Source organism: Dietzia sp. CH92 (genome assembly GCF_032248695.1).
In the GTDB taxonomy this organism is placed as follows: Bacteria; Actinomycetota; Actinomycetes; order Mycobacteriales; family Mycobacteriaceae; genus Dietzia.
In genome coordinates, this window is record NZ_JAVHXC010000004.1 from 279736 (window position 1) to 304352 (window position 24617).

A 24617-nucleotide genomic window follows, 5' to 3' on the forward strand; every position below is an offset into this window, starting at 1 on the left:
CCGTATCCGGGGCCCGGGTCCGCGGCACGCCCGCGGGTTCCCCTCCCGCGGCCGAACCCGGCGGTCAGATGCGACCGGGGCCCCGCACAGAATCTACGCGCGGGGCCCCGGTGTGACGGGTGAGGACTCGCTGTGAAGGGGCGAATCCGTCCTATTTCGTTGTCTCGGGCACCGGTACGGCTCAGTACCCGGCCCAGGCGTGGGCGTCCATCACGTCCAGGATCTGCGTGGACCGCGCCGCGACGAGGTCGTCGTTCCAGTAGCCCCAGCCGTGGATGCCGGTGGTGCGGTACTCGAAGACGGCCTTGTTCGGAGCCGCGTTCATCGTGTTCTGGAACGCCAGGGTCGAGCCGCGGGACAGCCCCTCGAGGATGATGCCGTTGAACGTGTTGAACACGGCCTGCAGGCTGGAGGGCTGGTCGTACTGGCCCGGGATCGCGGAGCCGGCCGTGACGTACATCGGGATGTCGCGCAGCTTGTCGGCGTTGAGCAGCGGGTCGTTGCGACCCCACGCCGGCGCGCCGGGCAGGCCCCACATGGCGAACGGGTCACACCTGCACTGGTCGAACATCGCCAGCGGGATCATGGTGTACATGCCCGGGGCGGTGGGGTTCATGTAGCCGGAGAAGACCGACACCTGCTTGAACTGGTTCGGGTGGTTGGCCGCGAGCGTCGCGGCGGCGGAGCCACCCATCGACAGGCCGGCGATCGCGTTGTTGTCGCGCCGCACCCCGAAGTGGTCCGCGAGGTAGTTCGGCAGCTCGCGGGTCAGGAACGTCTCGTACTTGTACTCGAGCAGGTTGCCACCGAGGTTGATGGGCCGCTGCCAGTCCGAGTAGAAGGACACCTGGCCGCCGACGGGCATGACCAGCGTGATGTTGTCCTGCAGGAAGATGCGCTGCGCCTGGGCGTCGTGGGTCCACGCGTTCCAGTCGTCGCGCGCACGCAGCCCGTCGAGGAGGTAGAGACCGGCGTTGCCGCCGAAACGCGCGGGCTGCACCTGCACCTTGATGTGCCGGTTCATCGCCGGGGACCACACGTGGCAGAGCTGGACCCAGGACGCGACCGGATCCCACTCACAGCCCGGCCGCAGCTGGTTACGGAAACCGACCGGGTTCTCGTTGCCGCCGGCGGGCCGGAAGGCGGGGGCGGCCGGCGGCGGGGCCGACGAGCCCGCCGAGCCGAGGCTGGCGGAGGAACCCTGCTCGGTCGCCTGGGCGCCGGCCAGTGCCGGGGCGCCGACGAGGAGCCCTGCGGCCGTCGCCAGAGCGGTGAGCCCGGCGGCGAACCGGCGCCGGAGGGTGGAGTGGGACATTCGTTGGTTCCTTTGTTCGTTCCTGGTGCCCCGTGGGGCATCGGTGACGTTCATCGGACCGGCCCCACCAGGGAAGGACCGGAACTGCGACATCGAGGTCATCGATACTGTCGCGCACTATGGGACAGGTGTTACAGGTCGGGGACCGATTCGACCCCTGACTGTTACCGTTTCGAGACAACAGCGAGCGCCACCCTACCGAGTGCCCTGGTACTTCTCCACCTCCTCAGGCATCGGTAAGCCGCACCTCTGCACCTCGTACGCAGGGATTCTGTTGATCCGATACTCGGCGAATGAGAATGCGTTCACCAGGTTCGACCACCGCCGCTCGGGGGTCAACGGGGCGGAGTACGACTCGATCAGCGCCTGCGTCGCCGGGCACTGCAGCGCCACCTCGGCCTGGTTGACCCAGTTGACGTCGATCCACCGGGGGAAGTTGACCGGGTCCTCGATCACCCGCGTCTGCGCCAGCACCCAGTCGTACGGCAGGAACTTGTCGTGCCCGATCCGCCCGTCCTCCATCCGGTCCGTGTGCGCGGCGAGCGGCGAGGCCAACCCGACCGTGTCGTACACGCCCACGTCGAGGGGCAGGTTCATGCTCGTCATGCCCAGGTTGAGGAACACGACGGTCTTGACGGGCTCCTCGGGCAGTTCGAACGGCGCGAGCCCCGGCATCGGCCGGTCGTAGGAGAGGACGTCCCAGCGGTCCTGGAACCCCGGGACGGGCAGGAACACCGCCCCCGTCTCGTTGCGGGAGACGTCGCGGACGAGCGCGCGCATCCGCGGGAAGTCGAGGTAGTCGTCCGCGAGCAGCGGATGCCGGTGGCCGGTGCGTTGGATGTAGAACTGGCGCTCGTCGACGATCCCGGCCGCCGTGATGGTCTCCGGTTCCTCGCGGAAGGGGTCCTCGGTGACCTGGACGGTCACCGCCCATCCGACGACGACGAGCCATGCCGCGGCGGTGACGGGAACCGCCACCCGGCGCACGGACGCGTCCGCGGACCCGCGTGCGGGCCCGACGGGCAGGGGCACCACCGAGACGGGCAGGAGGAACAGGAACAGGGACGGCAGCAGCACCCGGCCGTGCATGAAGTCACCGCCGACGCGGGTGACGTACAGCAGCATCACCACGGCCACCACGAGGAACGCGATCGTCACCACCCGGGTGGAGCGGACCGCGCCCCGCAGGCGCAGCAGCCGGCCCACCTCGTCGTCGTCGTCGCCTCCCCGCGCGGAACCCGCTACCACCCCTCCCGGAACGGAATCCTCGTCCGCCCCTCTCTGCACGGAATCCGCTACCGTCCCTCCGGATCCGCTACCCCTGTGAGAGGAGCGGATCCCGAGTCGGAGTAGCGGATGTCCGGACGAGGCCGGTCCGGCCGCGCGGCGCGGGGCCGTGCGGGCCCACAGCGCCACGACACCGGCGACGAGCACGGCGGCCAGCGGCAACACCAACACGTACGGCGCGAGCAGGTCCCACAGGTACTCGGCGCCCTTGTCCCACTTCGACCCGCCCGCGTCCTTGGCCACGGCGGTGAGCGGGTAGGGCAGCGCGTAGAACGACATCCGCCACAGCTGGTACACCACCGGCGCGGTGCCCGCGATCACCACGAGCCACCCCAGATGCCGCCACGACTGCCGGGCCGCCGCCATCAACGCGAGGAAGACCGCGGCCGCCAACGCCATCTCGGGCCGCACCAACGGGCCCAGCCCCGCGACGAACGCGAGCACGGCGGTGGCCGGCGCGGGCAGACCGAACGGGCCCTCCCGGTGCGGCGCGCGTGCCCAGAGTTGCATCCCCAGCCACATCACGCCGATCCAGCAGATCACCAGCCCCGTCTCGAGACCCGAACTGGCGAAGTCGCGCGCCGGCGGCAGCATCACGTAGACGAGGACACCGAACGGCAGGAGCAGCACCGGCCCGCCGGCCGGCGCACGACGCGTCCCGCGGTACATGACGCGGGCACCGAGCATCGCGCACGCCACAGCAACCATGCTCAGCGTGAGCGCCAGCCCCAGCGCCACCAGCTCCAGGCGGTAGCCGACGACCTCGTGGGTGAAGTAGATGAGATAGGTCCACAGGGTGGAGGTGTTGGACTCCACCCGCTCCCCCGCGTTGAACACCGGACCGTTGCCGGCGACGAGGTTGCGGACCGTGCGCAGCACGATGAGACCGTCGTCGGCGATCCACCGTCGCTGCCACGCGCCGGCGAGGAAGATCGCCACCACCACCGCGAGCCCGGCCCAGAAGGCCTGCTCAGCGCGCCGGGCACCACGCCCCACGCCCCGCCCGGCGCGGGGCGCCGCCGTCACGTCCGACATCGTGGTCCCGCCGGATCAGGCCAGCGACGGGACGACGTAGACCCCGATCACCACGGTCAGGACCCACAGAGCCGCGAGGACCTGCAGGACGCGGTCGCCCAGCGCGATGTCCTCCGGCTCGCCGGCCTGCGCGGCGTCGACGTCGACCGCGTAGCGCAGCACCGCGATGGTGAACGGCACGATCGAGATCTGCAGCCAGATCGCCGCACCGGCCGGCTGGGTGGGATCCGAACCCCGGTCGTACGCCCACAGGGCGTAACACAGCACGAGCACCGTGGCGGACAGCGTCCACACGAAGCGCAGGTAGGTGGGCGTGTAGCTCTCCAGCGCCTTGCGGATCTTCGCGCCGGTCTTCAGGTGCAGGCTGAGCTCCGCGTACCGCTTGCCCGCGGCCATGAACAGCGACCCGAACGCCATGACGAGCAGGAACCACTGCGAGATCGCGACCTCGGCCGCCGCGCCGCCGGCCACCGCACGCAGCAGGAAGCCGGACGAGACGAACGCGATGTCCAGCACCGGCTGATGCTTGAGCCCGAAGCAGTACATGAGCTGCAGCACGATGTACACGGCCACGACGATCGCCAGGGCCGGGTGCGCGAACAGCACCGAGATGAGCAGCGCGGTGACGATGAGCACGACCGCCATCGCGTACGCCAGCCCCACGGGCAGCACGCCCGCCGCGATGGGGCGGAACCGCTTGGTCGGGTGGGCCCGGTCGGCCTCGACGTCCATCGCGTCGTTGATGAGGTACACGCTCGAGGCGGCCATGCAGAACGCCACGAACGCGATGAAGACGGAGAACAGCACGCTGCCGTCCGTGAGCGTCTGCGTGCCGGCCGCCGCGGGCGCGGCGACGACGAGGACGTTCTTGACCCACTGCCGCGGCCGGAGGGCCTTGATCATCCCGTCGACCAGGTTCTTGGGAGGGGCGCCCTTGGCCTCCTCCTGCGCCTCCGCGACATCGTCGATCTCGTTCGCCGTGTGCGGTTCGGCCCCCAGCAGATGATGGTCCCGATGGTCCCCCGCACCCCGGGCGGCCGGCACTCCGGTCTTGTCGGTCATCGTCTCTCCTCGGGGATCTCGGTGGCGCGCGGACCCGCCGCGCCGTCGCGCAGTGCCCCGGGCAGGACCTGCTGGACCGCATCCCAGGGCCAGACCGCGCGGGTGAGGGCAGCGCACCCCGCACCGACGGCGGCACCGGCGAGCACATCCGAAGGGTAGTGGACTCCCAGCACCAACCTGGAGGCCAGCATCGCCGGCACGAGGGCCGGCGCGACCGGCACCCCGGTCACCGAGCCCGCGAGCAGGGCGAACGCCGTGGTCGAGGTGGCGTGCGAGGACGGGAAGCTCAGCTTGGAGGGGGTGCCCACCCCCACCGCCACCGACGGGTGGTCCGGTCGACGCCGGCGCACGATCCGCTTGACCACGACCGAGGTGGCGTGCGCGCCGAAGCTGCCGACACCGACCATCGCCCACCGGCCGCGGCGGGCGGGGTCGACGACCATGCCGGCCGCGGCGATCCCCATCCATCCCAGCGCGTGCTCGCCGACGTGCGACAGCGTCACGGCCGTCTGCCGCGACCCCGGCACCGCGAGCAGGCGCTTCTGCACCGCCGCCAGGAGCCGGACCTCGCCGGTGGGGACGGGGATCTCGACCGGCACCACCGGATCAGTCATCGAAGACACGGCTCCAGGCCTCCTTGGTCACGAGTTCGGTGTGGGCGTCACGGTAGCGGCGTCGCATCTCGGGGAACCGCCGGAACAGTTCACGGTGCAGGGCCGCCGACTCCTTGAACAGCGCCGTGGCCAGTTCGCGGTCGCGCTTGCGGTAGACCACCCCGCGGCCGTCCGCGGTGGTGACGGTGGCGCCGTCCACCCGGCTCAGCGAGTACCAGCGCGCCTCGATCGGTGGGAAGTTGGCCTGCGGCACCTCGTGGTGACGCTTGTCGTCCTTGCTCAGGGTGTGCGCGAGACCCCGCGCGAGGGCGACTGCCTTGCGCACCGGGCCGCGGGGCTCGGCATGGATGCCGGCGGGCCCGCCCGACGGCGCGGGCAGATCCACCGCCGACGGGATGACCACCGCGTCGGGGAACTCCGCCCGCATCGCCCGGACCTTGGGCAACGCGGTCGGGAGCAGGTCGTAGAGCGCCTCGGGCCCGCGCAGGAAGTCGCGGATGGCCTCGATCTGGATGGCCACCGTCGAGTACTCGAGACACACGAGGTGCTTGACCAGCGCCTTGAGGCTGGACTGCATGATCCCCTTGTGGTCCCCGTCGTGGTACAGCGAGGCCACCACGAGGCGGTTGCGCAGGTGGAAGTAGGCCTGCCAGTCGATCGCGTCGTCCTTGTCGGACCACGCCATGTGCCAGATCGCCACACCCGGCATGGTGACCGTCGGATGGCCGGCGCGTCGGGCGCGCAGCCCGTACTCCGCGTCGTCCCACTTGATGAACAGCGGCAGCGGTTGGCCGATCTTCTCCGCGACGACCCGCGGGATGAGGCACATCCACCAGCCGTTGTAGTCCACGTCGATCCGACGGTGCAGCGGCTTGGGGTTGTCGCGGTCGGTGAGCTGGTACGTGGAGAAGTCGTAGTCGTAGTCCGCGTGCGGGGCGGCGGTCCACATGAAGTCGTGGGCGCCCACGACCTCACCCATCGTGTGCAGGTGGCTGCGCTCCTGCAGGTTGAGCATCTGCCCACCCACGAGCATCGGGACGGTGGCGAACCGTCCGAACGCGAGCGCACGCAGGATCGAGTCGGGTTCGATCTCGATGTCGTCGTCCATGTACAGGATGTACGGCGAGTCGGTGAGCCTGCGCGCCTCGTACATGATGCGGCTGTACCCGCCCGACCCGCCCAGATTCGGCTGGTCGAACATGTGCAGCCGGTCGCCGAGGAACTCCGCAGCCTCCGCGAAGCCGGGCTCGTCCCGGACCTTCCTGTCGCCCTGATCCGGCATGAGGACCGCGTCGATCACCGCGTCGACCTCGGGGTCCGAGGTCAGCGCACGCAGTGCGGCCACCGCGTCACCGGGCCTGTTGAAGGTGGGGATCCCGACGGTCACCCGCCGGTCGTTGGGCACCTGCACCGCCGGGTCGGGTCGACCGTCCGGGCTCGCGTCGGGACGCGTGGCCGGCGCCTCGATCGCGGAGTACCAACCACCCGCGAGCAGTTCGACGTCCGTGTCGGAGGTGAGGTCGAACCAGATCCAGCCGCCGTCCTCGAACGGCCCCAGGTCGCACACGAACTCGACCGTGGTGACCTTCCCCGCCTCGCCCGGCTCACCGACGACGTCGCCGGTGATCGCGATGCGCGACCCGTCGATCTTCGAGCGGTAGAGATCGACGCGGCCCGCGCCGCGGACGGTCAACCGCAGGACGACCTCGTCCAGCACCGTCCACCGGCGCCAGTAGGCCGCCGCGAACGCGTTGAAGTAGGTGGCGAACGAGACCTCGGAGTCCGCTCCGACGGCGAGCGACGTCCGGGTGGACGAGTGCGCGCGGCGGGAATTGGTGGGCGCCTCGTCGAGGTAGAGCGAGCGCACGTCGAGAGGCTCGCCGGCCCGCGGCAGGATGATCCGCTGGAGGCACTCCCGGCCACGTGGATCGGCGAGCGCGGCGACCGATCGCTCGACCTCGTCGACCAACTCGTGGTGGCCGTGATGTTCCATGTGTGCGTGTCCCCGTCCCGACGGCCGGGGCCGCCCTCGTCCACTCCGCAGTATCCTGCGCACCTCCGCGCCCGCGGACCCGCCGCCGGGAGGCGGGGGTACGGGACGAAAGCCGGGTCGATCGTACCCGCCGGGGCCGACGCACCCCGCCCACCACGCGCGGGGCCCCACCCACGCGCCCGTGCGCCGCCCACCCGGACGCGTATGCGGGCACCCACCCGGACGGGCTCACCACCTAGTCTCGTCCCATGCACCTCACCGCTTCGCCACGCCGCCGCCCGGCCGTCCGCACCGCCCTCGGAGTGCTCGCCCTCGCCACGCCCCTCGCGCTCGCCGGGTGTGGTTCCGACGGCGCCTCGACCGACGAGCAGGCGGCCGGCGGCACCACGAGCGCGGCGCAGTCCGAGGGCCGTGGATCCGGCGGCGAGGTCGAGTGCCCGCCCGCCGAGGGCACGGACGAGCGCACGACCTCCTTCGATTCGGCCCCGCCGATGTGCCTGACGCCCGGGGTCGACTACTCGGCAGTGATCACCACCGACGCCGGCACCGTCACCGTGGATCTGCTCGAGGAGAAGGCGCCGGAGACGGTCAACAACTTCGTGTTCCTCGCGCGCCACAACTACTACGACGGCATCTCCTTCCACCGCGTGATCCCCGGTTTCATGATCCAGGGCGGCGACCCGCAGGGAACCGGCAGCGGCGGGCCGGGTTACGAGTTCGCCGACGAACTGCCCGCCGAGGGCGAGTACGAGATCGGCTCGATGGCCATGGCCAACGCCGGCCCGGACACCAACGGGTCGCAGTTCTTCATCGTCACGGGCGACGCCGGCGTCTCGCTCCCGCCGGACTACAGCCTCTTCGGCACCGTCACCGAGGGCATGGAGGCCGTGTCGGCGATCGAGGCCGACGGCAGCTCGCAGGGCCGGCCGCAGACCACGCACACCATCGAGTCGGTGGAGATCGTCGAGGGCTGACCCCGGCCGGTGGCGGCACCCGGCGTCGGCAGGCCGTCCCGCGGCGGCGGGTCGGCGGCCGGCCCGCGGCGGGCCCTCCGTGGCCGGCCCGCAGCGTCGGCCGGCCCGCGGCGGCGTGCACTCAGCCAGCGTGAGTCCCGCCGGATACGCTGCCTCACCGGCTCACGCTGGCGAAGTGGTCCACTCGGCCAGCGTAAGCGGGCGGTAACCGGGCAATCTGCCAGCGCGAGCCGTAGGGGCAGCACAGGTCGGGGCAGGTGCGCTGCCTCCCTGCCAGTCCCGTCCGCGGCGGAGCGGAGGCGGCGTAGCGGCGGGCCAGAGGCCGGGCCCGGGGTCACCCAGCGGCGGCAAGGGAAGTCCCGGCGGGGGCGGTCCCGGGCAGCCGCGCCCGGCCGCCCGCCGAGGTCAGTACCCGCTCGACCCGCCGCCGCCCGAGAACGACGCGTTCGAGTAGCTCGTGGTGGTCGAGCTCGCCGACTGGGCCGCCTGCACGTCGTGCGCGTGCCAGCTCGACACCACGTAATACGGGACGAAGCCGTTGTAGCCGTAGCCGGCCCGCCAGTCCCGTTCGTAGAGCCGGGGCGCATGGCGGTCGCCCGCGTCCTCGGCTGCCTCGACGTCCGACATCTCGCGGGCTTGGATCGCCTCCACGACGATCCGGTAGTCCACCACCAGACGGGCGTAGCGGTCCATGAAGTCGGCCGCCTGGGTATCCCGCGCCAACTCGTCGGCCCGCGCGTCCAGGGCCCGGGCCTGCGCGGCCAGCCGATCGTCCTCGGTCCCCAGCGCGGCGGCGGTCATGTCCTCGTGCAGTTCGCCGAGCTGCCGTCGGCGCACGTCGGCGTCACCCTGTTCCATCCGGAAGAGCTGCTCGATGTTCTTCTCCGCCGTCTCCATCTGGTCGACGGTCGTGTGCGCGAGTTCGATGTCGGCGGCCCTGGCCCGGAACTCCGCGTCGGTCGAGTCGGGCCGCAGGTCGCCGATCCGGCCCATCACGGTGTTCAGCGCGAGGAACCGGTCCCGGACATCGGCCCATTGCGACCGCAGCTCGTCATCGGCCAACGGGGATCGCAGAGAGTGGGCGCGGATGTCCAACCCGGTGAGTTCCTGCGCGATCCGTCCGTACTCGCGGGAGACCCGGTCGTAGCGCTCCCTCGCCGTCGTCGCCTTCTTCTTGCGGGTCGCCGCCACCCCGGCCCCGATCGCACCGGCGCCCACGACACCCGCACCACCGAGAGCCCACGGCAGCCAGCCCGGCACGCCCTCCGACTCCGGCGCCAGGACGGTGGGATCCGCGGCCGCCCGCGCCCCCGCGAGCAGCCCCACCGCGTGGTTCTCGCGGCGCATCGGGTCCTTCATCGCCTCCAGCGCGCCGTCGAGGTGGCGTCCCTCGAAGACGTCGAGCGCCGCGCACACGTCGTCGCCGCAGTAGATCCCCACGTCGCGCGCCTCGGTGTCATTGGCGACGATGAGGGTGCCCGGCGCCCACTTCTCCCTGTCCTCCGAGACGAGGTCGGGTCGCTCGGCCTGCGCGAAGCGCTCGGTCGTGTCGTTGAGGTTGTCGCCGTCGTCGTCAAAGACGAGATACTCGACGCGCGTGACCTGCGGCGGGAACGCGATGCGCGCGGTCTCGGTGCGGAGCAGCTCCTGGTCGCCCGGCGAGAGCACGCCGGCGCGGTCGGTGACGCCCACCGCGACCTCGGCGACCGAAGGCGCCTCGGCCGGTGCGGGCGGCGCGGGCGGGGCCTGTGTCTCGGCGGGGGCGGCCGGCGCGGGAGCGGGCGCCTGGGCTCGGGCCGGCGTAACCGACCCGAGGAGCAGCAGCGACAGCGCGGCGACGACGCCGATCAGGACCGCGGCCCGGCCGGCGGCGGAGCCCACGACGGTGGCGATGGCGGAGGCGGGCACCGTGCGGGGAGGGGTCCGGAGGATCGTGCGGGTCATGTCAGAAGCGTAGGCGCGCTCCGCAGTCCCCGTCGCCACTTCGCGGCCGGTGTCCGAGGCGACCGATACGCTCATGCCCGTGTTCGCCCTGGAAACGCTCATCGCCATCACGGTCGCACTGACCACCGCGTTCGGCGGCCTCGTCGCGGAGGATCTCATCTCCCGCGACGCGTCGTGCACCGTCGGCGCGGTGTCCGACCTGTGGTCTGAGAACTGCACCTCGCCGTCCCGGCTGGGCTGGTTCCTCGGCACCCTGGTGGTGCTGGTGGCGGCGATGGCGCTGCGGGCATGGCTCATGGCCCACAACGGCACCCTGTATTACCTGCGCCTGCTGCCGGCCGAGAGCGCGGACCGGATGCGCGCCGCCGTGGACGTGGCCAACGCCCGCAGCCTGGGGTTCCGCTCGGCGACGGGCTGGTTCGGTACCGCCAACACGGTAGTAGACCTGCGCCGCGAGGTCGACCACATCTCGGACGAGCTCGAGCGGGCGATGAACGACGACGATGACGCGACCGGCTTCCTCCTCGCGCCCAACCTCGCGTTCCCGGCGGCACTCGCGGTCGGCTACGACACGCTCCTGCGCGAGCGCACCCACCTGGCCGAACTGCCCGTGGAGGCGCGGAAACGGCGCCTGCCGGGCGGGGACACCGGCGTGCGCACGGTGTACTTCGACGACGGCGACGACGAGTGGGCCGAGCGCCGGTGGCGGTCCCGCCGCGGACAGGCGGGGGCGGAACTGGCGATGGTGACCCTGCCCGCCGGGTCGGCGACCGCGGTGCCGGCGGACCGGACGTCCGTGCGGCGGGTCTGGTTGTCGCTCCAGCTGGAGGGGGGCGGTCCGGTCGCCGAGGTGGACGCGGGTCATCCACTGCGGGAGGCGGCGGACCTCGTCGTCGTCGTGGGTCCCACCACCGGCACCGACGGGGATGCCTCGCCCGCCGCCGCGGGCGGCGCCACCCTCCGGCCGTGGACGCTCCCCGCCGGGCGGTGGTACCCGGGCGCGAGCGGCCGGCAGGTGGACCGGCGGGCGTTCGCGCGGCTGGTGGAGGAGCTGTCCGGGGCGGTGGAGCAGGTGCTCGACGACTACCCGGAGGCGCACGTGCTCCTGTCCGGGCGGATGCCGCGGAGCGTGGCGTTCGCGCTGGGTTACGTCATCTCGCAGCGCAAGGACGACCGGATCGAGGGCAAGCGCGCCGCCCTGCACCCGACGCGTGAGGAGGACACGCGGGCCGAGCGGGCCCAGGCCCGGGCGGAGAACGAGGGCCTGAGCTCGCTGAGCCGGTTCTGGACGTCGGTCACGCCCGTGCTGGTGCACCTGGGCGAGGCCAAGCCGACGATCGTGCACGCCGCGCAGCGGGACGCGGTCGTCCACGGGCTGGGCGCCGCCGCACCGTCGGGCGCCGCCGCCCCGTCGGGCACCGACGCGCCAGGATCCGCTACCCCGACGACGGATCCGCTACCCCGGTGGGAGTAGCGGATCCCGCCGGGGAGTAGCGGATTCCGCGTGGTGGGTCAGCCGTCGGCGAGCGGGGCGCCGTCGCGCAGGTGCGGGGCCAGCGTGTTGTCGAACATCGTCAGCGCGGAGGCGATGGCCATGTGCATGTCCAGGTACTGGTAGGTGCCCAGGCGGCCGCCGAACAGCACCTTGTTGGCCGCGGTCTCGGCCTTGGCGCGATCGCGGTAGGCGGCCAGCTTCTCGCGGTCCGTCGACTCGTTGATCGGGTAGTACGGCTCGTCGTCGCGCTCGGCGAAGCGGCTGTACTCGCGCATGATCACGGTCTTGTCCGTGGGGTAGTTCTTGCGCTCGGGGTGGAAGTGGCGGAACTCGTGGATGCGGGTGTAGTCGTACTCCGCGTCGTTGTAGTTCATCACCGGGGTGCCCTGGAAGTCGCCGGTGGGCAGGACCTCGGTCTCGAAGTCCAGGGTGCGCCAGCCCAGCTCGCCGTCCGCGTAGTCGAAGTAGCGGTCCAGCGGCCCGGTGTAGACGACCGGGGCGTCGGGGCTCGCGGCGCGCACGGCCTCGCGGACGTCGAACCAGTCGGTGTCCAGGACGACGTCGATCCGCTCGTCGGCGGCCATGTTCTCCAGCCACGCGGTGTAACCGTCGACGGGCAGGCCCTCGTAGGTGTCGTTGAAGTAGCGGTTGTCGAACGTGTACCGGACGGGCAGGCGCGTGATGTTGCCGGCGGGCAGGTTCTTGGGGTCGGTCTGCCACTGCTTGGCGGTGTAGTCCTTGATGAACGCCTCGTACAGCGGCCGGCCGATGAGGGAGATCGCCTTCTCCTCGAAGTTGGCCGCCTCCTCGGACGAGAACTCGGAGGCCTGCTCGGCGATGAGCGCGCGGGCCTCGTCGGGCGAGTAGTAGCGGCCGAAGAACTGGCAGATCAGGCCCAGGCCCATGGGGAACTGGTAGGCGGTGCCCTTGTGCATGCAGAAGACGCGGTGCTGGTAGCCGGTGAAGGACGTGAACCGGTTGACGTACTCCCACACGCGCTCGTTGGAGGTGTGGAACAGGTGGGCGCCGTACTTGTGGATCTCGATGCCGGTCTCGGGCTCGGGCTCGGAGTAGGCGTTGCCGCCGATGTGGTGGCGCCGCTCGAGCACCAGCACGCGCTTGCCGAGCTCGCTCGCCGCCCGCTCGGCGACGGTCAGACCGTAGAAACCCGACCCCACCACGATGAGGTCATAGGTGCCCCACTGTCGTTCGCCTGCCATAACCTTCGAGCCTTCCCGTAGTCCGTGGGGGCGGTGCGGCGCCGTCTCGTGCGCCGCGGCCGCCCACCTGACCGCGCGCCGGTCGGCGCGGGTCCGGGTTCAAGGGTATCCGGCGGGTCGGGGGTGGGTTCAGGGCACGCCGACGACGACGAGGAGGACGACTTCGCGCGCGACCCGCGGGGGCCCACGGCGCAGGTCGGGCGTTCTCGTCGTCGTACGTCGGTTCGAAACTACATCCCTGTAGTCCCAACTTTCACACTTTTACCACTTGGTTTCAGGCGCTTCTTGGCTAACATTGACACCGTTCGTCACATACGTCCCAGTGGTCTCGCCTCGGCGTGACCTCCGGGCAGTAGTGCCCCGCAGCGTGCGCAGCCGCGTGACACACAGACATCTGATCTGGAGAAGCCCTTGAGAACACGACGCCGCCCTCTGCACTTCAGCGGTCGACGCCGGACCCTCGCCCTGGCGGTGGCGGTCGCGGCGTCCGTCGTCACGCCCCTCGCCGTGTACGGGGCGGACCGGGTCGTCCAGTCCGGCGACGACATCACCGCCACCGCCGGTGGCGGCCTGCCGACCGGTGAGGTCGAGGTCCCCCTGGCCGACGCGCCCGCCGCGAGCGGGGTCGACGCCGACATCGCGTCCGGCGCCGCGCCCGTCCGCGAGGTCACCTCGGACACGCCGTTCTCCATGGTCGGCGTCACCTGGAAGGGCCACAACCCGGCCGCCGTCGCGCAGCTCCGCGCCAAGAACCCCGACGGCTCGTGGGGCCCGTGGTACGAGGCCGAGTCGACCGACGGCAAGGGCGAGAGCGTCACCGGCACCGGCGGCACCGAGCCCGTCTACCTGGGGCTCGACACCACCGCCGTCCAGATCTCGCTGTCCGGCATCGACCTCGACGACACCTCCCTGGCCGGCGCGCCCGAGGTGACCCCGGACGAGCCCGCGCCCACCGACACCCGGCCCGCCGACGCCCCGCGCGCCGATGATGCCGTCACCGCCGCCGACGAGGCCGGGGCCCCCGCCGACGAGGACGTGGCCGCCGCGCGCACCGCCGACCCGGCCCCCACGCCGTCCGCGGCGCCGACCGCGGACGCCCCCGCGGACCCGACCTCCGCGCCGTCCCGGCCGGCGTCGGACGGCACCCCGCCCGCGCCAACCCGCTACGCCGACATCAAGCCCGTCGCCGAGACCACCGACCTCGACCCCTCGTCGGTCAAGGCCGTCCTGCTCACCCCCGACGCCACGCCGACCCCGGACCCCGAGGCGTTCGCCGACGTCACCGCCTCCGGCGGCACCGGCGCGAGCGGCGACATCGCGGCCAAGCAGCCGTCCATCATCACGCGGGCCGGCTGGGGCGCCGACGAGTCGATCCGCTGCCGCAGCGCGTCCTACGACCCGTCGCTCGCCGCGGCGGTCGTCCACCACACCGCCGGCAGCAACAACTACACCCGCGAGGGCTCGGCCGGCGTCATGCGCGGCATCTACACGTACCACGCCCGCACGCTCGGCTGGTGCGACGTGGGCTACAACGTGCTGGTCGACAAGTACGGGCAGGCGTTCGAGGGCCGCGCGGGCGGCCTGAACCGCAACGTCCAGGGCGCCCACGCCGGTGGCTTCAACGGCAACACCTGGGGCATCTCGATGATGGGCGACTACTCGACCGTCTCCCCGTCCGACGCGACCATCCGCAAGGTCGGCGAGATCCTCGGCTGGCGCCTGTCCGTGGCCGGCGTCGACCCCAAGGGTTCCGACACCCACTACTCCGAGGGCACCTCGTACACCAAGTACTCGTACGGCACCGCCGTGCGCCTGCCCAACATCTTCGCCCACCGCGACGTCGGTCTCACCAGCTGCCCGGGCAACGCCGGGTACGCCAAGATGGGCCAGATCCGCGACATCGCCGCGTCCTACGCCAAGAGCGGTGGCGGCGGCGGGACCACGGCCCCGTCCAACCCGGGCACCGGCGGCGGTGGCGGCACCGGCGGCGGTGGCGGCACCGGCGGCGGTGGCGGCACCGGTGGCGGTGGCGGTACCGGCAGCGCGGGCCTGCCCGCGATCAGCCCGTCCGGCATCCAGGACGCCGTCGTCTCCGCGCTACGCACCGTGCTCAGCGGCGGGCGCCTCGACCCCGCGGCCCTGACCCGCGCCCTGCTCGGCGGCAAGACCCTCGCGGACCTGCCGGTCGACGCCGGCTCGGTGGGCGACGCGGTCGGCGTGGACCTCGGATCGGTGGAGGACCTGGCCGGCGGCGACTTCCGGGGACTGGGCCAGCAACTCGGAGCCCAGCTCGGCAAGGCCCTCTCCGGGGTCCAGCGCTTCGGGAACGTCTCCCTGGTCAAGCACGAGAACGGCGCGCTGTACTCCTCCCCCGAGACCGGCACCCACCCCGTGTGGGGCGTGATCGGTGACGCGTGGGCCGCGCAGGGCTTCGAGCACGGCCCGCTGGGCCTGCCGGTCTCCTCGGAGGCCGAGCGCGCGGACGGCACGATCGCCCAGCGGTTCGTCGGCGGGACGCTCGTCTACGACCCGCGGACCGGGCAGCTCGGCGTCGAGCCCAACCCCTGACCTGGCCGTGGGCCTCCCGCCACACACACGCGGCGGGAGGCCCACGCACGGGCACTCCAGACTTGCGGACCGGCTCCCACCAGGTGTGCCCCTCCCCCACCGGGGCGGGGACACACCGGGGAAGTGGTGGGGACCGGTCCGCGACCTATTTCCGCGCGGGGTCGGACCGCCCGGGTGACTCCCGGATCAGGTCCACCACCGACGCAGGACGTGCGCGAGGCCGGCCTCGTCGTTGGTGAGGGTGACCTCGTCGGCGGCGGCGTGGACCGCGGGGATGGCGTTGCCCATCGCCACGCCGAGATCGGCCCAGCGCAGCATCTCGAGGTCATTGGGCATGTCCCCGAACGCCACCGTCACGGGCACGGCCGCGGTCGGGGTCGCCCCCGCGGCGGCGGTGGAGGCCGCGATCCGCTCGAGGCCGCTCGCCTTGGTCACGCCGCGGGCCGCGAACTCGATCAGCCCGTCGGTCGTGGAGTAGGTGACGTCGGCCAGGTGGTCGACCGCCCCACGCAGCGCGGCCATCATGTCGGCGCTGGGCATGCCGGGGACGCGGGCGAGCAGTTTGAGCACGGGCTCCGAGAGCACCTCGGCGTGCCCCACCTCGAGGTGGGCGGGGTGGATCCAGGCGTGTTCGTAGTCCGGGCTGGCCACGAAGTCGGCATCGGCGGCGTCGGTGCCGAGGCGTTCGGCCGCGATCCCGCTGCCCGGCAACCGCTCCCGCAGGACCTCGTCGATCGCCGCGAGGGCGTCAGGCTCGAGCAGGGTGGTCTCGAGGAACTCCCCGCTGTCGGTGTCCATGATGACGGCGCCGTTCGCGCACACCGCCAGGGGCGCGACGGGCAACTGGTCGACCACCTGCGCGAGCCAACGCGGGGGCCGGCCGGTGGCCAGGACGAAGGTCGCGCCGTCGGCGACCAGGTCCTCGACCACGGCCCGGTTGGCGGCGGGGACGAGGTCATCCGATCCGATCAGGGTCCCGTCGACGTCCGTGGCGACGAGGATCGGCCGCGACCGGGTCACGGAGCGTCCGGGCCCGCCGGTCCCTTCGGTGACTCGACATCGGCCACCGACGTGCCCTCGGCGGCCGCCTTCTCGGCGCGGCGACGCAGTCGCTCGGCGTGCTCGGCCTCGTCGAGGGCGGTCGCCTCCTCGAGCGTGGGGGCCGAGCCGCCGAGGCGGGCCGGCACCCAGTTGGCGCCGGCCGGGTAGGGGCCGTAGCGCTCGGCGTACTCGTCCTGGAGCCGCCCGAGGGCCGCCTGCATCCGGGAGCGGACCTCCTGGGTGCACTCGTCGATCGGCTCGTACGCCCTCATGGGCTCGCCGACCTCCATCATGATGGGCATCTTCGGCCGCAGGAGCTTCTTGGGCAGCCCCTTGGTCCACACGCGCTGGGATCCCCACACCGTCACGGTGATGATCGGGACGTCGGCCGCGAGGGCCATCCGCACGGCACCGGACTTGAACTCCTTGATCTCGAAGCTGCGGCTGATGGTCGCCTCGGGGAACACGCCCACCAGCTCGCCGGCCTCGAGGCGGGCGACGGCCTCGTCGAACGACGCCTTGCCGGCCGTGCGGTCGACGGGGATGTGCTTGAGCTCGCGCATGATGGGCCCGGCGACGGGGTGCTCGAACACCTCGTGCTTGGCCATGTATCGGATGAACCGCTTGTGCACACGGGCGGGCAGGCCCGCGTAGACGAAGTCGAAGTACCCGGTGTGGTTGACCACCACCACCGCTCCGCCCACCGCCGGGAAATGGTGTTCCCCGCGCACGGTGATGTCCAGTCCCTGGACCTTGAACATCGTCCGGGCGAACCCGATGATCCCTGTATAGAGCAGCTCCACGCGCCCCAGGGTAGCGGCCCGCGGCGGCGGGTGTCCGGGACCGCCGGTAGGTTCGGCGGGGTGGACCATGACGCCCCCTTCGATTCGGTCGATCCGGCGACGCGCAGTCGTCACTACTCCTGGCCCGCGCTCCCGGACGCCACCGCGCGGTCTCCGCACGCCGGCCTCGACGCCCTGCGGGAGATCATCGACGGGCGGCGGCACCTCTCCCCCGGCGCGTACTCCCTGGGCGTCCGCCTGACCGGCGCCGAGGCGGGCGCGGTGACGATGACGGCCGAACCGGCGGACTGGGCGCTCAACAACGGCGGCACCGTCCACGGCGGGATCGTCTCCGGCTGGGTGGATGCGGCGCTCGGGTACGCGACCGCGACGGTCGTCGAGGAGGGCACGGGCTACAGCACGCTCGATCTCACCGTCCGCTACATCCGCGCCCTCCGGCTGGAGAAGACCCCCGCGACGATCCACGCGGAGGTCGAACACGCCGGCCGGTCGACGTGCGTGGTGCAGGCGAAGGTCCTCGACACCGACGGCCGCACGTGTGCCAGCGCGAGCGGCGTGATGATGCTGTTCCGGCCCGGGTCGGCGTGATGACCGGCGCGGCCACGCCGGGCCCGGTGACCGTCCGCCCCGAACGCCCCGGCGATGCGGACGGCATCCGCGCCGTCGTCCGCGCCGCGTTCCCCACCGCCGAGGAGTCGGTCCTGGTCGACGCGCTCCGGGCGGATCCGGGCGCCTGGATCGACGGGCTGAGCTGGGTCGCCGTCCGCGACGACGAGAACGACGACGACGACGAAGCCAGCCGCTCCGGGACCGGCACGATCGTCGGGCACGCCCTGCTCACCCGCTGCCACGTCGGGCGGACCCCCGCGCTGTGCCTGGCGCCGTGTTCGGTCCCGCCGGGGCTCCAGGGGACGGGGGTCGGAACGGCCGTCACCGCCGCCGCCCTGGACGCGGCCCGCGCGGCGTCCGAACACCTCGTCGTCGTCCTCGGACACCCCACCTACTACCCGCGGTTCGGCTTCGAACGGGCGTCACCCCACGGGATCCGCCTGTCCGTGGAGGTCCCGGACGAGGCGCTGATGGTGCTGCGGCTCGACCCGGCGTCGCCCGTCCCGTCCGGCCTGGTGCGCTACGCGCCGGCGTTCGGGATCTGAGCGCGCCCGCCCGGCCGGGACCCCAGCAGGCCCGGGCGCGGCCGGGCGGCACGTGCCACCCGGCCGGGACGTCAGCGGATCGGCTCGAGGACCTCGCGCCCCACGAACGGGCGCAGCGCCTCCGGAACCACCACGGAGCCGTCGGCCTGCTGGTGGTTCTCGAGGATCGCCACCAGCCACCGCGTGGTGGCCAGGGTGCCGTTGAGGGTGGCGGCGGTCTGCGTCCGGCCCTCGTCGTCGCGGTAGCGCACGCCGAGCCGGCGGGCCTGGAACGTCGTGCAGTTGGACGTCGAGGTGAGCTCGCGGTACGTGCCCTGGGTGGGCACCCACGCCTCGCAGTCGTACTTGCGGGCGGCGGAGGACCCCAGGTCGCCGCCGGCGATGTCGATGACGCGGAACGGCAGCCCCATGGCCTGCAGCATCTCCTTCTCGAAGCCGAGCAGCCGCTTGTGCTCCTCGTGCGCCTCCTCGGGCTTGCACCAGGAGAACATCTCGACCTTGTCGAACTGGTGGACCCGGATGATGCCGCGGGTGTCCTTGCCGTGACTGCCGGCCTCGCGGCGGAAGCACGAGGACCAGCCGCAGTACCGCTTCGGCCCCTGCGACAGGTCGAGGATCTCGCCCTGGTGGTAGCCGGCCAGGGCGACCTCGGAGGTGCCGACCAGGTACAGGTCGTCGGCCTCGAGTCGGTAGACCTCGTCGGCGTGGGCGCCGAGGAAGCCGGTGCCCTGCATGATCTCGGGCCGCACGAGCACGGGCGGGATCATCATGGTGAAGCCGTTGGCGGTGGCCTTCTGCGCGGCGAGCTGCAGCATGCCCAGCTGGAGCAGCGCGCCGTAGCCGGTGAGGAAGTAGAAGCGGGCGCCGGAAACCTTGGCCCCGCGCTCCATGTCGAGCAGGCCGAGGCTCTCGCCCAGTTCGAGGTGGTCCTTCGGCTCGAAGTCGAAGGTGGGGATCTCGCCGATCCGCTCGAGTTCCACGAAGTCGTCCTCGCCGCCGGCGGGTGTGCCCTCCTCGACGACGTTGGACAGCAGCCGCTGGAGGCGGTCGACCTCGGCCGCCGCGGCCTTTTCGGCCTCCTCGGCGTCCTTGACCGCCTGCTTGAGCGCACCCGCGGCCTCGAGCAGCGCGGGCCGGTCCTCGGGCGACGCCTTGCCGACCTTCTTGCCGTGCGCCTTCTGGTCGGCGCGTGCGGAGTCCGCCGCCGCGATGGAGGAACGTCGGGTCTCGTCGGCGGCCAGCAGCTGGTCGACCAGCGACGGATCCTCGCCGCGGGTGCGCTGGGAGGCGCGGACGAGGTCGGGGTTCTCGCGGAGCAGCTTGAGATCGATCACGCGCCTCAGCCTAGCGGCCCGCGCCAATCGCTCCGTCGGCCAGTCGCGGCGGGGCTCTGTTGACAGTCGGGGCCGGGCGCTGCGGCCGACTCAGACCCCGAACAGCTCCAGGAAGGCGTCCTTCTCGAACATGCGCGCGGTGTCGACCGCGGTCGGCGTGCCACCGTACGGGTCCGCGCCCGCCTCGAACAGGACGCGCACGACCTCGCCGTAGCCCTTGAACACCGCGCCCGCCAGCGGGGTCTGCCCCCGGTCGTTCGCGCGGTCGACCTCCGCGCCGCGCTCGAGCAGTGCGCGGACTGTGTCCGGGTGGCCGTTGTAGGCCGCCAGCATGAGCAGTGCGTCGCCCCGCTCGTTCGTCAGGTCGGGGCTCACCCCGGCGTCGACGTACGCCGCGAGCCGCTCCGTCTCGCCGTCCCGGGCCAGCTGGAACAGCATCTGTGCGAACTCGAGGACCTCCGGGTCCACACCCTCCCGCGGCGAGCGCACGTCACCGTCCGCGCCGGGCCGCTCGTCGTGGTTCTGTCCGCTCATGCTCTGAATCCTATCGGGACCGCGCGATTGCGGCATCATGGATGACGATGACCACTCCCACCCGATCGTCACGCCGTGGTCGGTCCCTGCTCCGCACGCGGGGCGCGGTCATGGCCTCGCTCCTCGCCGTCCTGTCCGGCGGGGCGGTGACGGGCGCACTCATGGCGTCGGCGATCAATGATCCGAACTCGTCCAGCGCCGGCCGTATCGCCGCGGTCGTCCCGCAGGTCGACCCGCGCACCCTGTCGGGGCCCGCGTACGCGAACGCCGCTCCGGGAACGTGCCTGACCTGGTCCATCGACGCCGCCGACCGGGTGGCCTCGTTCGACACGGTCGACTGCGCCCAGCCCCACCGCTTCGAGGTGGCCGGGCGCATCGACCTCGCCGAGGTCCCCGGTTTCGGAGAGGGCTCCCCGCTACCGGACAGCGCCGACCTGGCACCGGTGGGCACGGATCGGTGCCTCCCGCTGGTCACCCGGTACGCGGACGGCCGCGAGGTCGACCCGCAGGGTCGCTTCACCGGGCTGGTGGTGCCACCGTCCGAGGAGGGATGGGCCAAGGGCGACCGCAGCGTCCTGTGCGGGGTCGCGGCCGCCGAACTCGACGGCCGCTCCGCCCTGTCCACGGGCGCCTTCGCAGAGGCCGACCAGCACCGCCGCTGGGACCCGGGCACCTGCCTGGGGTTCACCGACCAGGGGTTGCCGGGGGCACCGGTGCCGTGCTCGGACGACCACTCGATCGAGATCGTCGCGGACGTCGACGTGACCGGCACGTTCCCCGAGGGACCGGTTCCCCCGGAACCACGCCAGCAGTCCGAGCTCACCGCGGACGCCTGCCGCGAGGCGGGGATCGCCTACCTCGGCGACCCCGAGGCCCTGCGTCGCACCACCCTCATCTCGACGCTGGTCAACCCCATCTCCGAGGTCTCGTGGCGGACGGGCAGCCGCACCGTCAACTGCGGGCTCATGAAGTCCGCCGAGCCGGGGCCGTTCGCGGTGCTGCGGGGTTCGGCCCGCCAGGGCGTGCTCATCGACGGGGCCACACCGGTCGCGCCCACCACCACCGAGATCCCGCCGCCAGGCCAGCAGCCCGGTGGTGACACCGGCGCGACCACCGACACCGGCCAGGGCACGGTCGCGGTGCCGGTCCCCGGCGGGGCGCCGTGAGCATCCGCGTCGACGAGGCGCGGTTCGAGGAGTTGGTGGACGACGCACTGGACTCGGTGCCCGACACCCTGTTCGAGGCGATGGACAACGTCGTGGTCCTCATCGCCGACCGGAACCCGGACGAGCCCGATCTGCTGGGGTTGTACGAAGGCGTGGCGCTGACCGAACGCGACACCACCTACTCCGGCTTCCTGCCCGACACCATCACGATCTACCGCGGCGCGTTGTGCGACTTCTGCTCGACCGAGGAGGAATTGGTCCACGAGGTGGCGGTGACGGTGATCCACGAGATCGCCCACCACTTCGGGATCGGCGAGGAGACCCTGCACGCGCTCGGCTGGGGCTGAGCGGCTCCGCCGCCGGGCGTGGTCGGCGGCGGCGCGCGCGTGGTCGGCCGCGGCGGCGTGGTCGGCGCGGCGCGGGCGTACACGGCCCCAGCACGACCGCCCCCAGATGCGCTGGCTCCCGGTACGAAACGGGCACGGGCGTACACAGCCCCAGCGCCACTGCCCCCAGATGCGCTGGCTCCCGGTACGAAACGGGCACGAGCGGGCACAGCCGCAGCACGCCCGCCGCCAGATGCGCTGGCTCCGAGTACGAAACCGGCGCGGGCGTACACAGCCCCAGCGCTACTGCCCGCACATGCGCTGCCCCGCTGACCCGCGCTGGCTGTATGCACGGTTTCGCGAGGGTTGCGCTGCCGAAATGGACCACCACGGACGCGTAAGCCACCGAGCCAGCGCGAGTCAGCACACTTACGCTGCCGAATCGCCCGGCAGCCCCGGGCCGCCGAGAGCCAGGCCGCTCGCCCGCTGGCTTTCTCAAAAGCGCATCCGCCGGCCGCCGCCGCCGGGCGAGCCGGCAGCGCATCCGTCGCCAGCAGCCGCCGCCCGCAACCGCCGGGCGAGCCGGCAGCGCACCCGCCGCGACCGGCGACCCCGCCGTCAGAACTCCGGCCGCCCCAGGTGATCGCCCCACCGCTCGCACGACCAGCCGCCGCCGTCAGGGACCAGTTCGATGACGCCGCAGTTGGGGATCCGGTTGTCCAGGGCCCACTGCGAGGGCGCGGCCCCGGCGAACACGCCGATCATCCGCATGAGCGTGCCGTGCACGACGAGCACCACGTCGACAGCGTTGTCGAGGTAGGACTCGCGCAGGTCGGAGATGATCGGCATGGCCCGTCGGCGCACGTCGTGGGCGCTCTCGCCGCCCGGGAGCCGGGAGTCGAGGTCACCGTTCTCGAGCCAGTCGCGCACCACCCGGTTGTAGGCGAGGAGCGCCTCGGACCCGGTCCGCATCTCGTAGTCCCCGGCCTGGACCTCGTGGACGCCGGGCACGGCCTGGGTGGGCAGGCCCATCTCTCGGGCGATGAGTCCGGCGGTCTCGCGGGCGCGGGCGGCCTCCGAGCTGAGGACGACCGTCGGGCGGATGCCGGAGGCGGCGAGCTCCTCGCCGACGAGCCGGGCCTGGTCGCGGCCGAGGTCGGTGAGCGGGGCGCCGGGCAGGGCGGTGTCGAGGGCACCGGCGACGTTGGAGGGGGTCTGCCCGTGCCGGACGAGGTGGAGGCGGGCGCTCACCCGGCCCCCTCCCCGCGCCGCAGTCCGTCGATCCAGCGCAGCGCCTCGGCGCGGTCGGGCGGGGGCGCGCCGGCCTCGCCCCCGTCGGCGACGGGCCACGATCCGAGGAACCGCAGGTCGGCGGTGCGGTGGCGGAGCGCGACGAGCGCCTCGGAGACCGCGGGGTCGTCGATGTGGCCGACGAGGTCGACGTGGAACAGGTAGGTGAACCGCTCGACGCGGGTCGGGCGGGACCCGATGCGGGTGAGGTCGATGTCGCGGATCGACAGCTCGGTCAGCGCCTGGACCAGCGAGTTGGGCTGGTGCGGCAGGCCGAACACCACGCACGTGCGGTCGCTGCCGGTGCGCGGCGGCGGCGGGGCGGGCCGGCCGACGAGGACGAACCGGGTGCGGGCACCGCCCACGTCGGCGACGTTCTCGGCGAGCGGGACGAGCCCGTTGATCTCGCCGGCCCGGGCGGGGGCTGCGGTGGCGTCGGCGGCCCCGGCGGCGACCTCCTCGGCGCCGGCGGCGGTGGAGGACGTGGTCTCGATGTGAGCCTGCGGGAGGTGGACGCCGACCCAGCGGCGGACCTGCGCGGCGGCGACGGGGTGGGTGCGCAGGACGCGCACGTCGGCGGCGTCGGTGCCGGGCCGCACGAGGATGGAGAACACCACGTCGAGTTCGGTCTCGGCGAAGATCTGGAGCCGCTCCCCCACGGCGAGCGCGTCGCTGGTGGGGTTGACGGTGCCGTCGACGGAGTTCTCGAACGGCACGCAGGCGTAGTCGGCGGCGCCGGTGCGGACCATGGCCAGCGCGTCCTCGGGGGTGCCGGCGGGCACGGCCTCGAGGTCGGCGAGCAGGGCGGAGGTCCGCGCGTCGGCGCGGAGTCGGTGCAGGGCGGCATCGGTGAAGGTGCCGGGCGGGCCGAGGTAGGCGACGGTGACCACGACGACGAGCCTAGTCAGCGGCGGCCGGGATCCGCGGACGCGAGGTCCGCGGAGACGGCGTCGACCCGCCCGTCGGGGACGATGGTGCAGGTGATGACGTCGCGGATGGCCTCCCGGGCCGATCGCGACAGGCCCAGGATGCGGGCCGGGTCCGGTTCGGCGATCGCGGCGCGCACGTCGGCCCCGGTCATCGCGGCCACGGCGCCGGCGAGCAGCGACCAGACCTGGTGGGCGTCGGCGCAGCGGGGCACCAGGCCGGACCCGAACCCGACCCCGGAGTGGGCGGCCACGGCGAGCAGGTCCGCGAGGTGGTCGGCGGCGGGGCCGGGGCCGGTCAGGCCGGGTGCCACGTCGACGATCGCGGGGGTGCCCGCCGCGAGCACCCCGGCGACCTCCTCGAGATCGGGCAGGCCGGCGTCACCGGCGGGCGCCACCGGGACCGGGGCGGGGGCCGACCAGCGCGCGAGCGCGGCCGCGACCGTGGCGTCGTCGGCCACGAGGTCGTCCAGGAGATCGGGCCGCGAGGGGCCGCGGCTCAGCAGTTCGAGCGACACCGTCATGCACTCAGGTGT

21 protein-coding genes are annotated in these 24617 nt (G+C 72.6%); 7 read left to right on the forward strand and 14 right to left on the reverse strand.

The window, feature by feature from the left end:
- Positions 1 to 181 precede the first annotated feature (181 nt).
- The 5 genes from RWK90_RS10615 to RWK90_RS10635 form a co-directional block, all read right to left on the reverse strand.
- Positions 182 to 1315: an alpha/beta hydrolase family protein gene (locus tag RWK90_RS10615; RefSeq protein WP_314037554.1), complete on the reverse strand. Its 1134-nt coding sequence runs from the start codon at positions 1313 to 1315 to the stop codon at positions 182 to 184.
- A gap of 195 nt (positions 1316 to 1510) precedes the next feature.
- Positions 1511 to 3637, reverse strand: a complete 2127-nt coding sequence (locus tag RWK90_RS10620) for an arabinosyltransferase (RefSeq protein ID WP_314037556.1) — start codon at positions 3635 to 3637, stop codon at positions 1511 to 1513.
- 15 nt (positions 3638 to 3652) lie between these two features.
- Positions 3653 to 4699 carry a decaprenyl-phosphate phosphoribosyltransferase gene (locus tag RWK90_RS10625; RefSeq protein WP_314037557.1) on the reverse strand — a complete coding sequence of 349 codons (1047 nt, stop codon included), beginning with the start codon at positions 4697 to 4699 and terminating at the stop codon, positions 3653 to 3655.
- A complete protein-coding gene (locus RWK90_RS10630) occupies positions 4696 to 5313 on the reverse strand; it encodes a phosphatase PAP2 family protein (RefSeq protein ID WP_314037727.1) in 618 nt (205 codons plus the stop codon). The genes RWK90_RS10625 and RWK90_RS10630 overlap by 4 nt, the downstream gene beginning before the upstream one ends.
- Positions 5306 to 7306: a glycosyltransferase gene (locus RWK90_RS10635; protein WP_314037559.1), complete on the reverse strand. Its 2001-nt coding sequence runs from the start codon at positions 7304 to 7306 to the stop codon at positions 5306 to 5308. Before RWK90_RS10635 ends, RWK90_RS10630 begins: the two co-directional genes overlap by 8 nt.
- Before the next feature lie 248 nt (positions 7307 to 7554).
- Here RWK90_RS10635 and RWK90_RS10640 point away from each other — a divergent pair, with 248 nt between their 5' ends.
- Positions 7555 to 8280 (forward strand): peptidylprolyl isomerase, encoded by a 726-nt coding sequence (locus RWK90_RS10640; RefSeq protein WP_314037561.1) that lies wholly within the window; start codon positions 7555 to 7557, stop codon positions 8278 to 8280.
- A gap of 405 nt (positions 8281 to 8685) precedes the next feature.
- Here RWK90_RS10640 and RWK90_RS10645 read toward each other — a convergent pair whose 3' ends face one another.
- A complete protein-coding gene (locus RWK90_RS10645; RefSeq protein ID WP_314037563.1) occupies positions 8686 to 10224 on the reverse strand; it encodes a DUF5129 domain-containing protein in 1539 nt (512 codons plus the stop codon).
- Between the two features lie 73 nt (positions 10225 to 10297).
- On the opposite strand from RWK90_RS10645, the gene RWK90_RS10650 reads away from it, so the two are divergent.
- The gene (locus tag RWK90_RS10650) at positions 10298 to 11698 is read left to right on the forward strand and encodes a hypothetical protein (protein ID WP_314037565.1); all 1401 of its coding nucleotides are present in this window, start codon (positions 10298 to 10300) and stop codon (positions 11696 to 11698) included.
- Between the two features lie 38 nt (positions 11699 to 11736).
- On the opposite strand, the gene glf is transcribed toward RWK90_RS10650, so the two are convergent.
- Entirely contained in the window at positions 11737 to 12939 is a 1203-nt protein-coding gene (glf, locus tag RWK90_RS10655; protein ID WP_314037567.1) for a UDP-galactopyranose mutase, read from the reverse strand.
- A 411-nt stretch (positions 12940 to 13350) separates the two neighbouring features.
- Between glf and RWK90_RS10660 the strand changes: the two genes are divergently transcribed.
- The gene (locus RWK90_RS10660; RefSeq protein WP_314037569.1) at positions 13351 to 15507 is read left to right on the forward strand and encodes an N-acetylmuramoyl-L-alanine amidase; all 2157 of its coding nucleotides are present in this window, start codon (positions 13351 to 13353) and stop codon (positions 15505 to 15507) included.
- Between the two features lie 186 nt (positions 15508 to 15693).
- On the opposite strand, the gene RWK90_RS10665 is transcribed toward RWK90_RS10660, so the two are convergent.
- Complete coding sequence (locus RWK90_RS10665; RefSeq protein WP_314037571.1) at positions 15694 to 16527, reverse strand: HAD family hydrolase; 834 nt, start codon at positions 16525 to 16527, stop codon at positions 15694 to 15696.
- The gene (locus RWK90_RS10670; RefSeq protein WP_314037573.1) at positions 16524 to 17351 is read right to left on the reverse strand and encodes a lysophospholipid acyltransferase family protein; all 828 of its coding nucleotides are present in this window, start codon (positions 17349 to 17351) and stop codon (positions 16524 to 16526) included. The genes RWK90_RS10665 and RWK90_RS10670 overlap by 4 nt, the downstream gene beginning before the upstream one ends.
- A 60-nt stretch (positions 17352 to 17411) precedes the next feature.
- On the opposite strand from RWK90_RS10670, the gene RWK90_RS10675 reads away from it, so the two are divergent.
- Complete coding sequence (locus RWK90_RS10675; RefSeq protein WP_314037575.1) at positions 17412 to 17939, forward strand: PaaI family thioesterase; 528 nt, start codon at positions 17412 to 17414, stop codon at positions 17937 to 17939.
- Positions 17939 to 18505 carry an N-acetyltransferase gene (locus tag RWK90_RS10680; RefSeq protein WP_314037577.1) on the forward strand — a complete coding sequence of 189 codons (567 nt, stop codon included), beginning with the start codon at positions 17939 to 17941 and terminating at the stop codon, positions 18503 to 18505. The genes RWK90_RS10675 and RWK90_RS10680 overlap by 1 nt, the downstream gene beginning before the upstream one ends.
- A 71-nt stretch (positions 18506 to 18576) precedes the next feature.
- On the opposite strand, the gene serS is transcribed toward RWK90_RS10680, so the two are convergent.
- A complete protein-coding gene (gene serS, locus RWK90_RS10685) occupies positions 18577 to 19839 on the reverse strand; it encodes a serine--tRNA ligase (protein WP_314037579.1) in 1263 nt (420 codons plus the stop codon).
- Between the two features lie 90 nt (positions 19840 to 19929).
- Entirely contained in the window at positions 19930 to 20277 is a 348-nt protein-coding gene (locus RWK90_RS10690; protein WP_223210230.1) for an ankyrin repeat domain-containing protein, read from the reverse strand.
- Between the two features lie 143 nt (positions 20278 to 20420).
- On the opposite strand from RWK90_RS10690, the gene RWK90_RS10695 reads away from it, so the two are divergent.
- Entirely contained in the window at positions 20421 to 21539 is a 1119-nt protein-coding gene (locus RWK90_RS10695) for a septum formation family protein (RefSeq protein ID WP_314037581.1), read from the forward strand.
- A complete protein-coding gene (locus tag RWK90_RS10700; RefSeq protein ID WP_314037582.1) occupies positions 21536 to 21886 on the forward strand; it encodes a metallopeptidase family protein in 351 nt (116 codons plus the stop codon). The genes RWK90_RS10695 and RWK90_RS10700 overlap by 4 nt, the downstream gene beginning before the upstream one ends.
- A gap of 597 nt (positions 21887 to 22483) precedes the next feature.
- Here the strand turns inward: RWK90_RS10700 and RWK90_RS10705 are convergent.
- From RWK90_RS10705 to RWK90_RS10715, 3 genes are read right to left on the reverse strand one after another with little or no spacing between them, the layout of a single operon-like run.
- The gene (locus RWK90_RS10705) at positions 22484 to 23116 is read right to left on the reverse strand and encodes a histidine phosphatase family protein (protein ID WP_314037584.1); all 633 of its coding nucleotides are present in this window, start codon (positions 23114 to 23116) and stop codon (positions 22484 to 22486) included.
- Positions 23113 to 24045: a prephenate dehydratase gene (gene pheA, locus RWK90_RS10710; RefSeq protein WP_314037586.1), complete on the reverse strand. Its 933-nt coding sequence runs from the start codon at positions 24043 to 24045 to the stop codon at positions 23113 to 23115. The genes RWK90_RS10705 and pheA overlap by 4 nt, the downstream gene beginning before the upstream one ends.
- Positions 24046 to 24059: 14 nt before the next feature.
- Complete coding sequence (locus RWK90_RS10715) at positions 24060 to 24605, reverse strand: hypothetical protein (RefSeq protein WP_314037588.1); 546 nt, start codon at positions 24603 to 24605, stop codon at positions 24060 to 24062.
- Between the last annotated feature and the right edge of the window lie 12 nt (positions 24606 to 24617).